General features: G+C 72.7%; 9 protein-coding genes. 5 read left to right on the top strand and 4 right to left on the bottom strand.

Going from position 1 to position 14,696, the window contains the following annotated elements:
- Nucleotides 1-58 precede the first annotated feature (58 nt).
- Both QLQ12_RS02840 and leuE read left to right on the top strand, forming a co-directional pair.
- A complete protein-coding gene (locus tag QLQ12_RS02840) occupies nt 59-1,297 on the top strand; it encodes a bifunctional pyridoxamine 5'-phosphate oxidase family protein/GNAT family N-acetyltransferase (protein WP_282756941.1) in 1,239 nt (412 codons plus the stop codon).
- 29 nt (nt 1,298-1,326) lie between these two features.
- Nucleotides 1,327-1,980 carry a leucine efflux protein LeuE gene (gene leuE / locus QLQ12_RS02845; protein WP_282756942.1) on the top strand — a complete coding sequence of 218 codons (654 nt, stop codon included), beginning with the start codon at nt 1,327-1,329 and terminating at the stop codon, nt 1,978-1,980.
- A 19-nt stretch (nt 1,981-1,999) separates the two neighbouring features.
- Here the strand turns inward: leuE and QLQ12_RS46995 are convergent, their stop codons facing one another.
- The gene (locus QLQ12_RS46995; RefSeq protein ID WP_407651396.1) at nt 2,000-4,924 is read right to left on the bottom strand and encodes a serine/threonine-protein kinase; all 2,925 of its coding nucleotides are present in this window, start codon (nt 4,922-4,924) and stop codon (nt 2,000-2,002) included.
- Nucleotides 4,925-5,245: 321 nt separating this feature from the next.
- Here QLQ12_RS46995 and QLQ12_RS02855 point away from each other — a divergent pair, with 321 nt between their 5' ends.
- On the top strand, nt 5,246-9,796 hold the full coding sequence (locus QLQ12_RS02855) for an ATP-dependent helicase (protein ID WP_456049079.1): 4,551 nt from the start codon (nt 5,246-5,248) through the stop codon (nt 9,794-9,796).
- Between the two features lie 216 nt (nt 9,797-10,012).
- On the opposite strand, the gene QLQ12_RS02860 is transcribed toward QLQ12_RS02855, so the two are convergent.
- Nucleotides 10,013-10,942 carry an LLM class F420-dependent oxidoreductase gene (locus QLQ12_RS02860; protein ID WP_282756943.1) on the bottom strand — a complete coding sequence of 310 codons (930 nt, stop codon included), beginning with the start codon at nt 10,940-10,942 and terminating at the stop codon, nt 10,013-10,015.
- Between the two features lie 73 nt (nt 10,943-11,015).
- Here QLQ12_RS02860 and QLQ12_RS02865 point away from each other — a divergent pair, with 73 nt between their 5' ends.
- The gene (locus tag QLQ12_RS02865; protein WP_282756944.1) at nt 11,016-11,804 is read left to right on the top strand and encodes an SAM hydrolase/SAM-dependent halogenase family protein; all 789 of its coding nucleotides are present in this window, start codon (nt 11,016-11,018) and stop codon (nt 11,802-11,804) included.
- Between the two features lie 341 nt (nt 11,805-12,145).
- On the opposite strand, the gene QLQ12_RS02870 is transcribed toward QLQ12_RS02865, so the two are convergent.
- Nucleotides 12,146-12,883 (bottom strand): N-acetyltransferase, encoded by a 738-nt coding sequence (locus QLQ12_RS02870; protein WP_282756945.1) that lies wholly within the window; start codon nt 12,881-12,883, stop codon nt 12,146-12,148.
- A gap of 191 nt (nt 12,884-13,074) precedes the next feature.
- Between QLQ12_RS02870 and QLQ12_RS02875 the strand changes: the two genes are divergently transcribed.
- Nucleotides 13,075-13,863: a DNA-formamidopyrimidine glycosylase family protein gene (locus tag QLQ12_RS02875; protein ID WP_282756946.1), complete on the top strand. Its 789-nt coding sequence runs from the start codon at nt 13,075-13,077 to the stop codon at nt 13,861-13,863.
- Nucleotides 13,864-13,890: 27 nt separating this feature from the next.
- Here QLQ12_RS02875 and pspM read toward each other — a convergent pair whose 3' ends face one another.
- On the bottom strand, nt 13,891-14,673 hold the full coding sequence (gene pspM, locus QLQ12_RS02880) for a phage shock envelope stress response protein PspM (RefSeq protein ID WP_282756947.1): 783 nt from the start codon (nt 14,671-14,673) through the stop codon (nt 13,891-13,893).
- Between the last annotated feature and the right edge of the window lie 23 nt (nt 14,674-14,696).

Raw genomic sequence — 14,696 nt, forward strand, 5'->3', positions numbered from 1 at the left:
ACGCGATTGTGTACTAGTACAGCTCTCGCAGCAAGCAGAACCCGCCGCGGAGGCCACGATGACCGACCTCTACACCCCCACCCCGCGCACGACCGCCACCCGCACCCGCAAGCGGATGCACTATGAGCGCGAGGCGGCACACGCGATCCTCGACGAGGCGTTCGACTGCTCGGTGGGGTTCGTCGTCGACGGCGAACCCCGCGTCTTGCCCAACCTCCACGTCCGCATCGACGACACCCTCTACCTCCACGGTTCCACCGGCGCGCGCCTCGGCCTGGCGGCACGCGGCGACGGCGTCCCGGTGTGCGTGACCGTCACCATCCTGGACGCGCTGGTCTACGCGCGCTCCCAGTTCAACCACAGCGCCAACTATCGCTCGGTGGTCGCTCTCGGGACAGCCCGCCCGGTCACCGACGACGCCGAGAAACTCCGCGTGCTGTTCGCGCTGGCCGACAAGGTCGGTCCCGGCCGCTCCGCCGACAGCCGGCCACCCTCCCGGCAGGAGCTCGCCCAGACCACCGTGCTCGCGCTTCCCCTGGCCGAGGTGTCGGTCCGGTCCCGGTCCGGTGGCGTCGGCGACGACCCGGAGGACCTGGCTCTGCCGCACTGGGCCGGTGTGCTCCCGCTGCGGCGGGTGGCCGGGCCGCCGGTGACCGAGCCGGGTGTCGCGGCCGCCCCGCCCGGCTATCTGCCCGGTTCACCGTCGCAGTGGCAGACGCCGGTCGTGCTGGAGGGCCGGCACGTCCGCTTGGAGCCGCTCACCCCCGGTCACGTCCCAGCGCTGTTCGAGGCGCTCGACGACGAGGAGGTCTGGCGGCACATCCCGTTCCCGCGGCCGCGCACGCCCGACGAGCTCGCCGAGGACGTCGCGGGCGTGCTGCGTGGCCAGTGGTTGGGCCAGCGCTCCGGGTGGGCCCAGGTCGACCCGGCCACCGGGGCGGTGATCGGCATGACGACCTACCACGACATCGACACCAACCTGCGGGCGCTCGGCATCGGGCACACGATGGTCGGCCGGCGATGGTGGCGGACAGGCGTCAACACCGAGGCGAAACTGCTGCTGCTGGAGCGGGCGTTCGAGGTGCTCGGCGCGGAGCGGGTCTTCTGGTACACCGACGTGCTCAACGAGCGCTCCCAGCAGGCCATAGCGCGCCTGGGCGCAAGCCGGGACGGGATGATCCGCCGTCAGCGCAGGCGGCCCGACGGCAGCTGGCGCGACACCGTAGTCTTCGCCATGACCGCGGACGAGTGGCCGGCCGCAGCGCGGCGCCTGCGCGACCGGCTGGCGGCAAGCTGAACCATTCGCCCTGGTCGAGAGGCTGACCGATGCTGGGAATCACCGACTTCTGGACCTACGTGCTCGGCGTGGTGGCCATCATCCTCCTGCCGGGCCCCAACTCGATCTTCGTGCTCGCGGTGGGTGCGCAGCGGGGCATCCGCGCCGGCTACCAGGCGGCCTGCGGCGTCTTCCTCGGCGACGCGGTGCTCATGATTTTCTCCGCGACCGGGGTCGCCTCGCTGCTGAACACCTACCCACCCGTCTTCCTCGTCCTCAAGTACGCGGGAGCGGCCTACCTGGCCTGGGTCGGCATCAACATCATCCGGAGCGCCTGGGCCCGGTGGCGGCAGCGTGGAGAGCAGTCTCCGGCGGCGGCTGAGGAGCCACCACCGGGGCTTCAGCGGCCGTTCCGCCGGGCCACGGTGATCAGCCTGCTCAACCCCAAGGCGATTCTCTTCTTCCTCTCGTTCTTCATCCAGTTCGTCGAGCCCGGCTATGCCCATCCGGAGTTGTCGTTCCTGGTTCTCGGCGCGGTCGTGCAGTTCTTCAGCGCGCTCTACCTGACCGCGCTGATCTTCGGCGGCCGCTTTCTCGCCGGGCAGTTCCAGGAGCGGCGCCGGCTGGCGGCCGGCGCCACCACCGCGGTGGGTGCCCTCTTCGTGGGGTTCGGCGTCAAACTGGCCACGGCCAGCGTCGGCTGAGCCGAGCCAGGCGGCGGGATCACCGTGACGGGGCGGGCCGGTTCGAGTAGAAAGTGCTCCGGATCATCTGGATCTTGCCGAGATCGGAGTTCCAGGTCTTCTCCGGAGTGCTCCACCCGAGCGCGTAGGCCCGGCCGTCGATGACGAACCAGCGGATGCCCGCGCGCCGGGCCGCTCCGCCGCGGGCGTGGTACCGGTACTCCCAGTCGGCGGCCTTGTGCAGCAACGGCACCGAGGCGATGCCGATCAGCGCGTACCCGGGCAGATCGCCGGACGTGGCGAGGCGCTGTTCCTCGGCACGGGACGCCGTCAGGGGATCGACGGCCGGGTCCCGGCCGGTGTGGAGGCTCATCACCCTCGCGTTGCCCGGGCTCCGGAAACAGTAGGTGCCGCCGACGCGCTGATGGGTCCACCCGTCGGGGACGGCGATGTGGAACCCGGCGCCGTCGTCGAAGTAGGACCATCCGGGCTGGAGCTTCCACCCGTTGACGCCGCGAGGCGCGCCCTTGAGCGGAGTCACGGGGAGACCAGCGCGCGGCGGTGATTCACAGAGGGCGGGGGCGAACCCGGAGGACTCCACACCCGGCGATGTGGCACTCGAGGGCGCGGTGCTCGGCGCCGTGCCGTACGGGCTCTCCGGAGACGGCCCGTGCCCGGCCGGTGATCCACCGGAGGCGGCGGGCTGCGCCGCGGAGCCCACCGGACCGGCCGAAGGCCCGGTATCGCCGGCGGGTCCGGTCTGGCCGGACGGCGGGGGTGTCGGGACGGGTCCGGCGGCCGAGGGCGCCGGCCGTTCCCCGGACGGCTGGATCGACGACGGGGACGGGATGAAGACCTGTGGCCGGGGCCTGTTCACCTCCGCCACGTAACCCGCGAGCAGGGTGCCGCCGATCACCAGGAGGACGAGGGCGGCGACGGCGAGGCGGGCCTGGGTGAGCCGCATCGAAGCCGATCGGCGAGACATCCCGCGCCAGTGGGGCCACCGGCCGGGACCGGTGGCGCCCACCACGGAGAGGACTGGCACCAGGGCCTGCTGTCCTGCCGGACGCGGCAGTCTCGTGGTCTCCGGCTCCTCCGGGTCCGCCGGCAACGGATCGGTGTCCTCGGCACCGTCGGTGCCCGGGGAGGCGGATGCGCCCTTACCGGTGTCACCCACGAACGCGAGCGAGCCCGCGCCGGTGTCCTCGGCGAGCCGGTGCTCGCGCCCGGACGGCTCGCCTCCCGCCAAACAAGAGGTCGCTCCCTGAAGCGGCTCGCGTCTCTCCAGGTCGGTGCCGGGCGGATCACCGGCCGGCTCGAGACGATTCCCCGGGGCATCCGGGCCGGGCTCCGCCGGGCGGGCGTCCATCGGGTGCTCAGGGGCCGCCGCGATGGAGCCGGCGGAGTCCGGCCCCACAGCGGAGGAGACGGCTACCGATCCGGAACGGTCAGGCCCGGCAGGGGGAAGGCCTGGCAAGACCGGCAACAACTCCCCCGATCCGGATCCCGGCGCCACGGGCTCCGGACGACGGGCCTCAGAAAGAGGAGAGCCCGGACGCGGCTCGGCCCGATCGGACTCGGAGCCCATGACAGCCGGCGTGGAACGCCCCGTCCGCCGGGAGGGACGCGGCGACGGACGTTCCTCCCCACGCCTCGGCGACAGACGTTCCCCCTCGCGTCCCGGCGACAGACGTTCCCCCTCGCGTCCCGGCGACAGACGTTCCCCCTCGCGTCCCGGCGATGGATGAGGCGAGGCACGCTCAGTCGCGGCGCCCGCCGGCGGACGTGGCCGGTCGGCGAGCCGGGGCACGGCGGGCTGAGACGGAGCGGACTGAGGCGAGGACGAGGCACGATCCGGCGCCGCGGGCGACTTCGGTGGCTCCGGTGGCTGCCGGAACGGCGGGGAGAAACGGCTGTCGACGGCAGCCGTACCCCGGGGTGGCCCGCCGGAACGCACCGTCCCACCCGCCCCGGAACCTCCTGATGCCGCAGGAACAACCCCCTCCCTGACCGGCTCCGGACCACCGGTCGCGGGAACCGGCCCGGAGCGGTGTGACAGCACGACGGGATCGGAAGGCCTCCGCGGTTCCTCCGGGCGATTCCGCCGGGTGTCCCGCTGGCTGGGCAGGAACGGAATCTCCCGTGGATCGCTGAAGACGATCATGCGGAGCCGGCGTTCGATCTCCGGAACGGTCAGGCGCGTGGCGGGGTCGTAGCGCAGCAGGCCGCCGAGGACCGGCGCCAGCGGCCCGGCACGGCTGGGCGGGTCGGGCGCTTCGGTGGCGAGCGCGGCGAGGGTCGCCATCGCGCTCTCGCGGGCGTACGGGGAGCGGCCCTCCACGGCCGCGTACAGGGTGGCGCCCAGCGACCACAGATCGGATTCGACCGTGGAGGCGCCGTCACGGGCCCGTTCCGGGGAGACGTACTGCGGTGAGCCCACGATCAGCCCGGGCGTGGTCACGGAGCCGTCATCGACGAAGGTGGCCAGGCCAAAATCGGTCAATACCACCCGGCCGTCGACACCGATCAGCACGTTGTGCGGCTTCACGTCGCGATGGAGCACCCCGGCCTGGTGGGCGGCGTCCAAGGCGTCCAGCACGGCCAGGCCGATCCGGGCGGCGGTCGCCGGATCGTATGGCCCGTCCTCGTTCAGGACCTGATGGAGCGAGCGGGACTGGACGTACTCCATGACGATCCAGGACAGACCCTCGGCGTGCACGACGTCGTAGATACGGACCACGTGCGGATGGTTCAGGCGGGCGGCGCTGCGGGCCTCCCGGAGAGTCCGCTCGCGGAGCCGGTCCTGTTCCGCATCGGTCATCCAGTCAGGCGGGACGATCTCCTTGACGGCCACGTCGCGGTGCAACATCTCATCTCGGGCCAGCCAGACCCGGCCCATCCCACCGGCGCCGACCGGCTCCAGAAGACGGTATCGATCGGCGACGAGCATCTGCCTGACCGCCATCGGCACCTACCCATCGAGTCGGGTATCAGGATAATCAGCACAGACCGCCCAAGGAATGACGATCACCCGGTCGCCGCGTGGGCCTCCGCGAAGGCGAGATTCACTCACGCACGCCCAGGTCACCCGGCGGGTCCGCCGTGCGACAAAGACCATGCGGGGTACGGGTGACGCGTACCGTCCGCGGGAAAGAGGCGGGAGCGGCGCCTCGGGCGTACCGCTGATGGACCTGACCAGGGGATGCCTGGCCGAACCGGAAAATCTTGGGCCGAGGGCTCTCCGGCGCCCCGGTTTCTGTCACACCTCCAAGGCAGGATGTGAGGCGTGCGAGAGGTGCTTGAGAAGTTCGGTCCGGCCACGCGGGCGTGGTTCACGGCTGCCTTCGCCGCGCCCACCGCCGCTCAGGCCGGGGCGTGGCGGGCGATCGGCGCCGGGCGTCATGCCCTGGTGGTCGCGCCGACCGGGTCCGGCAAGACGCTGGCGGCCTTCCTCTGGTCGCTCGACCGGCTGGCCCGTGAGCCGGTGCCCGAGCAGGCCCGGCAGCGATGCCGGGTGCTCTATGTGAGTCCGCTCAAGGCACTGGCGGTCGACGTGGAGCGCAACCTGCGGGCGCCGCTGACCGGCATCCGGCAGGCGGCCGGGCGGTTGGGCCTGCCACCGCCCGACATCACCGTCGGCATGCGCACCGGCGACACCCCGGCCGAGGAGCGGCGTGGTTTCGCCCGCACCCCACCGGACATCCTGATCACCACGCCGGAGTCGCTGTTCCTGCTGCTGACCTCGGCGGCGCGGGACTCGTTGCGCGGTGTCCAGACGGTGATCCTCGACGAGGTGCACGCGGTCGCGGCGACCAAGCGGGGCGCGCATCTGGCACTCTCCCTGGAGCGGCTGGACGCGCTGCTGGAGCGTCCCGCCCAGCGGGTCGGCCTGTCGGCGACGGTGCGGCCGATCGACGAGACCGCCCGGTTCCTCGGCGGCGCACAGGACGTCGAGATCGTCCAGCCGCGCAGCGCCAAGACGATCGAGGTGACGGTCACGGTCCCGGTGGAGGACATGACCCGTCTCGACGAGGTGCCCGACCGCGATCAGGACGACCCCGGGGCCGGCCGACGCACGCCGTCGATCTGGCCCGCCGTCGAGGAGCGGGTCCTCGACCTGATCGAGGCCCACCGGTCGACGATCGTGTTCACCAACTCGCGGCGCGGGTCGGAGCGACTCTGCGCCCGCATCAACGAGCTCGCGGCCGAGCGCGCCGACCCCGAGCTCGCCCAGGCCCCCGCCGGCTCCCGGATGCCCGCGGAGATCATGGCGCAGGCCGGTGGCACCCGGGGCGCGCCGCCGGTCGTGGCCCGCGCCCACCACGGCAGTGTCTCCCGTGAGGAGCGCAAGCAGATCGAGGAGGCCCTGAAATCCGGGCTGCTCCCGGCGGTGGTCGCGACCTCGAGCCTGGAGCTGGGCATCGACATGGGCGCGGTCGACCTGGTGGTGCAGATCGAGGCGCCGCCGTCGGTCGCGGCGGGCCTGCAGCGCATCGGCCGGGCCGGGCATCAGGTGGGCGCGGTCTCCCGCGGGGTGGTCTTCCCGAAACACCGCGGTGACCTGCTCTCCTGCGCCGTGGTGGCGGAGCGGATGAGCAATGGCGCGATCGAGGAGCTGCGTTATCCGCGCAACCCGCTCGACGTGCTGGCCCAGCAGATCGTCGCGATGGTCGCGCTGGACGAGTGGCAGGTCGACGACCTGGCCGCGCTGGTGCGCCGGGCCGCGCCGTTCGCCGAGCTGCCGGCGTCGGCGCTGCACGCCGTGCTCGACATGCTCTCCGGCCGCTACCCGTCGACCGCGTTCGCCGAGTTGCGTCCCCGCCTGGTCTGGGACCGGACGACCGACCAGCTCACCGGCCGTCCCGGCGCCCAGCGCCTCGCCGTGACCAGTGGCGGCACGATTCCTGACCGAGGCGCCTTCGGGGTGTTCCTCGCCGGTTCGGAGCGCGTCTCACGGGTCGGTGAGCTCGACGAGGAGATGGTCTACGAGTCCCGCGTCGGCGACGTCTTCCTCCTCGGGTCGACGTCATGGCGGATCGAGGACATCACCCCGGACCGGGTTCTGGTCTCCCCCGCCCCGGGCGCCCCGGCCCGGATGCCGTTCTGGAAAGGCGACTCGCCGGGCCGTCCGATCGAGCTGGGCCGCGCGATCGGCGCCCGGTTGCGCGGGCTGGCGAAAGCCGGCGACGAGGCCGCCACCACCGCGCTGCGGGAGTCCGGCCTGGACGAGTGGGCCGCCGGCAACCTGATGGCCTACGTGCGCGAGCAGCGGGAGTCGACCAGATATCTCCCCGACGACCGGACCGTCGTGGTGGAGCGTTTCCGCGACGAGCTCGGCGACTGGCGGATGACCGTGCACTGTGTGCTGGGTGCGAAGGTCAACGCGCCGTGGGCGCTGGCGATCGCCCGGCGGCTCAGCGAACGGTTCGGGGTGGACGGTCAGGTGATGCCCTCCGACGACGGCATCGTGGTGCGCCTGCCGGACACCGCCGACGAGCCACCCGGCGCCGAGCTGATCACTTTCGACCCGGAGGAGATCGTCCAGCTGGTCGAGGAGTCGGTCGGCACGTCCGCACTGTTCGCGTCCCGGTTCCGGGAGTGCGCCGCCCGGTCGTTGCTGCTGCCCCGCCGTGACCCGCGCCGCCGCCAGCCGCTCTGGCAGCAGCGGCAGCGGTCGGCGCAGCTCCTCGACGTGGCCCGCGAGTTCGCCGATTTCCCGGTGACCCTGGAGGCCGCCCGCGAGTGCCTGCAGGACGTGTTCGACGTGCCGGGCCTGGTGGGCCTGATGCGGGAGATCTCCGGCCGCAAGGTCCGGCTGGTCGAGGCGGAGACGGCACGGCCGTCGCCGTTCGCCCGGTCACTGCTCTTCGGTTACGTGGGCGCCTTCCTCTACGAGGGTGATGCCCCGCTGGCCGAGCGCCGGGCCGCCGCACTGACCCTCGACTCGACCCTGCTCGGTGAGCTGCTCGGCCGAGTCGACCTGCGGGAACTCCTCGACCCCGAAGTCATGGCGGAGACCGAGACGCAGCTCCAGTGGCTCACCGCCCAGCGCACCCCGCGCGACGCCGAGGACGCGGCCGAGCTGCTCCGGCTGCTCGGCGACCTGTCTCCGGCCGAGCTGGCGGTGCGGGGCGTGCCGGAGGAGTGGGTGGAAGGGCTCGCGTCGGCGCGGCGGGCGATCCGGGTGCGGATCGCCGGGGAGAACCGGTGGATCGGCATCGACGACGCCGGGCGTTACCGGGACGCCCTGGGAGTGGCGCTGCCGGTCGGCATTCCGGAGGCTTATCTCGAACCGGTCGCCGACCCACTCGGTGACCTGGTCGCGCGATATGCGCGCACGCACGGCCCGTTCGCCGCGGCGACGTGCGCGGCCCGGTTCGGCCTCGGTGTCTTCGTCGTGGAGCAGGCACTCAAACGGCTCAGCGCGACCGGCCGGGCCACCTCCGGCGAGTTCTCCCCGGGCGGCGCCGGGACCGAGTGGTGCGACGCCGAGGTGCTGCGCATGCTGCGCCGGCGCTCGCTGGCCGCGCTGCGCCGGGAGATCGAGCCGGTGCCACCCCGGGTGCTCGCCGCCTTCCTGCCCCGGTGGCAGCAGGTGGGCGGCAACGCCCGCGGGGTGGACGCGCTCGCCGCGGCGATCGAGCAGGTGCAGGGTGTGGCGGTGCCGGCGTCGGCGTGGGAGCGGCTGGTGCTGCCGGCGCGGGTGGCCGACTACGCGGCACCCCAACTCGACGAGCTGTGCGCGGCCGGGGAAGTGCTGTGGGCCGGATCCGGCTCGATCTCCGGCGGCGACGGCTGGGTGACGCTGGCCTATGCGGACAGCGCGCCGCTGCTGCTGCCCCCGCCCGACGACGAACTCGCGACGACCCCGCTGCACCAGGCGGTCCTCGCCGCTCTCGACGACGGGCAGGCGTTGTTCTTCCGGTCGCTGGCCGACCGGGTCGGCTCGACCGACGACAGCGCGCTCTCCGCCGCCGTGTGGGATCTGGTGTGGGCCGGGCATCTGACCAATGACACGTTCGCCCCGCTCCGGGCACTGCTCGGCGGCAGCGGCGCGCACAAGGCGAAAGCCGCCCCCGCCCGCACGCGGTACAGGCGGCCGGGCCGACCACAGCTCCCCGCCCGTGGCGGGCCGCCGAACATGGCCGGCCGCTGGTCGCGGCTGCCCGAGCGCGACCTCGACCCGACCCGGCGTGCGGCGGCGGTCGCCGACCTGCTGCTGGAGCGGCACGGCGTGGTGACCCGGGGCGCGGCCATGGCCGAGGGAGTGACCGGCGGGTTCGCGGCGGTCTATCCGGTGCTGGCGGCACTGGAGGAACGCGGTGCGGCGCGGCGCGGATACTTCGTCGAGGGCCTCGGGGCGGCGCAGTTCGCGGTGCCGGGCGCGGTGGACCGGCTCCGGGCCCTCAGCGAACCGGCCGAGCAGGATCGGCGGGGTGGCGCACAGGCGGTGGTACTGGCCGCGACGGACCCCGCCAACCCCTACGGGGCAGCGCTGCCCTGGCCCGACCGGATCGTGGACAGCGGCGACGGAGAGACAACCGTCAAGGCCGGCCACCGGGCGGGCCGCAAAGCCGGCGCCCTGGTGGTGCTGGCCGGCGGCGACCTGGTGATCTATGTCGAACGCGGCGGCCGGACGCTGCTGTCGTTCGTGGACGACACCGACCTGCTCGGCCAGGCGGCACACGGCTTGGCGGGGGCGGTCCGGTCCGGGGCTCTGGGCCCGATGTCGGTGGAACGCGCCGACGGGGAGTCCGTGCACGCGTCGCCGCTGCGGGACGCGCTGACCGCCGCCGGCTTCCGCACGACACCGCGAGGCCTCCGCCTCCGAGCGTGACCACACCCTCCGCTCCGCTCGCCACTCGTCCGCGTGCCGCCGACGGCGGGCCACCGCTGGAGGGGCCGCCGACTGGCCAGGCCTGCAACGGCCAGCCTTGGAACGGCCAGCGTTAGAACGGCCGACGCTGGAACGACCGACGCTGGAACGGCGCGTGTCCAGGGGCGGCCACTCCAGCGGGCGGCGATGAGCGGCCGGGAGCGAGTGGAGGACCGGCTACAACTGGGGCGCGACCTCGGAGGCGACCAGGTCGATGTGGTCGAGATCGGACAGGTCCAGCACCTGCAGGAACAGGCGGGAGGCGCCGGCCTCGGCGTAGCGGCGGATGGTGTCCACGGCTTCGGCGGGGGTGCCCACGACGCCGCCGTTCGCGCGCATCTCGCCGGACTCGCGGCCGATCACGGCGGCTCGGCGGGCGATCTCTGCGTCGTCACGGCCGACGCAGAGGACCGCGGCGGCGGAGAAGGACGGCGGCTCGGTGCGGCCGAGGGCGTCGGAGGCGGCGCGGACCCGGTCGTAATGGGCGGGAATGTCCTCGATGCTGGAGAAGGGGACGTTGAACTCGGTGGCGTAGCGGGCCGCCAGGTAGGGGGTGCGCTTCTTGCCGCGGCCGCCGATGATGACCGGCGGGCGCGGCGACTGGACCGGCTTGGGCAGGGCGGGCGAGTCGCTGAGCTGGTAGTGCTTGCCGTCGAAGTCGTAGGTGGATCCCTCCGGGGTCTCCCAGAGACCAGTGATGATCTCCAGCTGCTCCTCGAGACGGTCGAACCGCTCGCCGACCGGCGGGAACGGGATGCCGTAGGCGGCGTGTTCACTGTCGAACCAGCCGCCGCCGAGGCCGAACTCGACCCGGCCGCCGCTCATCGCGTCGACCTGGGCGACGGCGATCGCCAGCGGGCCGGGCAGCCGGAAGGTGGCCGAGCTGACCAGCGTGCCGAGCCGGATCCGGGACGTCTGCACGGCCAGCGCGGCGAGCGTGATCCACGCGTCGCTGGGACCGGGCAGCCCGGACCCGTCGCCCATCTTGAGGTAGTGGTCGGAGCGGAAGAACCCGTCGAATCCGCCGTCCTCGGCGGCCTTGGCGACCCGCAGGAGATCGTCGTGGCTGGCACCCTGCTGGGGTTCGGTGAAGATCACGAGACGCATGGATCAACCCTGCCACGACGTCCCGGCGCGCCCGTCCCACATCGAGCAACAACAGGCAGTAACGTTGGCCACCATGGCCGGTTATGGATGGATCAGCTTCACCACTGATTACGGCACTTTCGACGGCTTCGTAGCCGCCTGCCACGGCTCGATCGCGAAGATCGCGCCCGACATCAAAGTGATCGACGTCACTCATCATGTGCCGCCGGCTGATGTCAACCGGGGAGCGGCGGTTCTGGCGCAGACCGCGCCGCACCTGCCGGCCTCGGTGCACCTGGCGGTGGTCGACCCGGGCGTCGGCACGGCCCGCCGCGGCGTCGTGCTCACCACACCGAGTGGACTTCTGGTCGGGCCCGACAACGGCCTGCTGATCTGGGCCGCCGAGGCGCTCGGCGGAATCAACGCGGCCCACGAGCTCATCAACAGTGACTGGGTGCTCGGTGATGTCTCCCGGACGTTCCACGGGCGGGACGTGTTCGCCCCGGCGGCGGCCCGGCTGGCGGCCGGGGCGGCTCCCGAGCAGGCCGGCCCGGCGGTCGACCCGGACGGCCTGACCCGCCTCCCGAACCCGGTCGTCACCGTCGGGGACGGCTGGCTCGAGGCCGAGGTGCTCACCGTCGACCGGTTCGGCAACGTGCAGCTGGCGGCCGAAGGGTCGGCCCTGTCCGGGCTCGGTACCGAGCTGATGGTCAACGGTGGGGTGCGGGCCCGGCGTGGCACCACGTTCGCCGACGTCAACGTGGGCGAACTGCTGGTCTTCGCCGACTCGGCCGACCGCGTGGCGATCGCCGTCAACAACGGCCGCGCGGTGGTCCTGCTCTCGGTCATCCCCGGAGACATCGTCCGGATCGCCGCCCGCTGACCCACCCGCTCGGCCCTCCAGCGCACGCACGCACGACCGCGAGCGCACGCCGCGAAGGCGGCGGCGCCGCAAGCCGCGCGCGGAGGGCAGCGACGCTGGAGCCGCAGCGCTCGGAAGGCCACGGTGCTGCAAGCCCAGCGCCCGGAAGGCCACGACGCTGCAAGCCGCAACGCTCGGAAGGCCACGACCTGTAAGCCGCAGCGCTCGGAAGGTGGCAACACCAAAGCTGGCACCGTTCAAGGCGGCACCATTCCGAAGCGGCACGGCTCAGAAAAGTCCGAAGCAGCACCGGCTCAGAAAGCAGCACCGGCAATAGGCGCCCACCGCTCAACAGGTGGCCGTCAGATGCGGTGGTGAACCCAGACGTTGGGCTCGACGTAGACCGCGTGGTCCTGGTCCACGTCGCAGTGCACCGGGGACAGCGCGCCGGGCACCTCCACCGGCCCGCTCCGGTCGAACGGCAGACCTGTCCACGAACGCCACTGCTCCAGCGTGCCGGCGTAGGTCATGCTGTAGTGCGCGACGTTCACGATCCTGGCCCCGGCCCGCACGTGCACGCGCAGCCAAGGGTCGACGGGCAGTCCGTCGGGGCGGGTGGCGTGGGCGTACCCATCGATGGGCTCTCTGATGTGGGCGGGTTTGCCGCTGGGCCGGACCGGCGCGACGAGGTCGGTGAAACCGTGTCGGCCCGCGTTCTCGCGCATCGCCGCGAGCATCCGGCCGGAAAGGCCGGCTCCGCGCAGATCGGACCGGATGTTGATCTCCAGGGCGGAGACCATGGTCGGTTTGGTGCCGGAGAGATGGTCGTGGGCGGCGGTGCGGATCGCCCAGTCCCACCCGCCCTCAGGCAGCCCGGCTGCGGGGTCGCCGTCGTAGGCCAACGGCACGGAATGCGCCTTGGCCACCGCCCGCCCGGTCTTCCGATCGACTGCCAGCAGTGAGAACTCGGGCCAGAACCGGTCGTAGTAGCGGTAGAAGAAGCCACCGGTCGGGTCTTTCGTCATGAATTCGGGCCAGCCTCCGTCGAGTTCCTCGAAGAGCTCCACGCGGTCGCCGATAGGGGCGATGTCCAGATCCATGCGGGCAGGATGTCAGCCGGCCCGGTCCCGGTCACCCGATTTTCCCCAGCCTGCGAACGGCAGCCGCGGCCCGTGGGAGACGCCCGACGGAAGACAGTCGATTCCGCGGCTGCCGAATGTAGCCGCCCGCGGGAGACAACCGGGTGGGGCACAGCCGGTTTTCCGCGGCCCACAACGGGAAGAATGAGGGCATGCCGGAAGGGGACACCGTCTGGAACACCGCCCGGGTCCTGGAGAAGGCCCTCACCGGCGAGATCCTGACCGGCTCCGACTTCCGCGTCCCCCGCCTGGCCACCACCGACCTGACCGGCTGGACGGTCGCCGAGTCGGCCAGCCGCGGCAAGCATCTACTGCTGCGCCTCACCCGTGACGGCCGCCCCGCGCACACTCTGCACTCGCATCTGCGGATGGACGGCGCCTGGCGGGCCTACGCGCCGGGCGAACGCTGGACCGGCCGGCCCGCCCACCTGATCCGGGTGGTACTGCGGACCGCCCGCTCCGTCGCCGTCGGTTACCACCTGCACGAGATCACGCTGGTCCCGGCTGGCGAGGAGGAGACGCTGGTCGGCCATCTCGGGCCGGATCTGCTGGGCGCCGACTGGGATCCGGCCGAGGCGGTCCGCCGGATCTCCGCGAAACCGTCGGCGTCCATCGCCGAGGCTCTGCTCGATCAGCGGAATCTCGCCGGGGTCGGCAACCTCTACAAGGCCGAGACGCTGTTTCTGCGGGGCCTCTGGCCGTGGACCCCGGTCGCGGACGTGCCGGACCTCATCGGCACCGTGGAGATGGCGCAGAAGCTCGTCGCCTCCAACCGTGGCCGCTGGACCCAGACCACCACGGGTTCGTTACGCAAGGGCGAGACGAGCTATGTCTACGGTCGGCGCGCCCAGCCGTGCCGCCGGTGCGGCACCGCGATCCGCAAAGCGGAGCAGGACGACCGTGTCACTTACTGGTGCCCGCGCTGCCAGCCCGAGCGGTGACCGGCCCGACGCGGCGCGACAGGTGGATCAGCTCGTGGCGGCGGGCCGGGAGCCCGGTGGTGTCCGGATCTCGGTGGTCCGCAGCTCGGCCAGTCCTTCGGCGATGCCGCGGAGGCGGTCGGCGGCGTCGACCAGGCCGAAATAGGCCGGATGACGGGTCTCGACGACCGGATGCCCGTCTTCGGCCACGAAGCTCGCCGCCGCGGCGACGAGTTCCTCGTACGCGGTGACGCCCTCACCGAACTGCTCGGCAAGCCCGGCATGCGACTCGGCCAGCGAGCCCTGCTGCACGGCCTGCGCCAGCGGGATGGCCCGCTCGACGCTCGCCACCCGCTGCCCGAGATCACGCAGCCACTGCTCGGCGGTCGCCGCTTCCAGCAGCGCCGTCTCGCCGGCTCCGGTGAGGCGCCCGGCCAGCCCGGCCATGGTCTGTGAGGCCCGGTCGAGCCGGTCCCACGTGTCGGCGACGGCGGAGCCGCGCAGCGCGTAACGGTTGCGCTGACGGCGGACCTCCCGCAGGACCGTGCGCCCGGCGGGGAACCGCTCCAGTGCCGCGCTGAACTTGTCCTCCGGGAGGGCGGGCGGGGGTGCCGGGGTGGCGGCGAGTTCCCGGTGATCTTTCCAGCGCCACCAGGCGAGCACGGCCGATGCTCCGGCGCCGGCCGCCCAGCCGGCGTCACCGGGACCGATTCCCATGTACGGCGTGAGGACGGCCGCGGCCGCGGTCAGGCCGCCACCCAGCACACTCCACCGCCGCGCCGCTCCCCGCAGCCGCTTGAGCCGCCGGAAGTACTTGGCCCGCTCGTCCACCGTCGCTCCCCCTCCCCCTGTCC

Origin of the sequence: Actinoplanes sandaracinus (assembly GCF_030009775.1) — a bacterium.
In the GTDB taxonomy this organism is placed as follows: Bacteria; Actinomycetota; Actinomycetes; order Mycobacteriales; family Micromonosporaceae; genus Actinoplanes; species Actinoplanes sandaracinus.

Coding starts and splice junctions, on each gene's coding strand:
- QLQ12_RS02840 (WP_282756941.1), top strand. CDS start 59: ATGACCGACCTCTACACCCCCACCCCGCGCACGACCGCCACCCGCACC.
- leuE (WP_282756942.1), top strand. CDS start 1,327: ATGCTGGGAATCACCGACTTCTGGACCTACGTGCTCGGCGTGGTGGCC.
- QLQ12_RS46995 (WP_407651396.1), bottom strand. CDS start 4,924: ATGGCGGTCAGGCAGATGCTCGTCGCCGATCGATACCGTCTTCTGGAG.
- QLQ12_RS02860 (WP_282756943.1), bottom strand. CDS start 10,942: ATGCGTCTCGTGATCTTCACCGAACCCCAGCAGGGTGCCAGCCACGAC.
- QLQ12_RS02865 (WP_282756944.1), top strand. CDS start 11,016: ATGGCCGGTTATGGATGGATCAGCTTCACCACTGATTACGGCACTTTC.
- QLQ12_RS02870 (WP_282756945.1), bottom strand. CDS start 12,883: ATGGATCTGGACATCGCCCCTATCGGCGACCGCGTGGAGCTCTTCGAG.
- QLQ12_RS02875 (WP_282756946.1), top strand. CDS start 13,075: ATGCCGGAAGGGGACACCGTCTGGAACACCGCCCGGGTCCTGGAGAAG.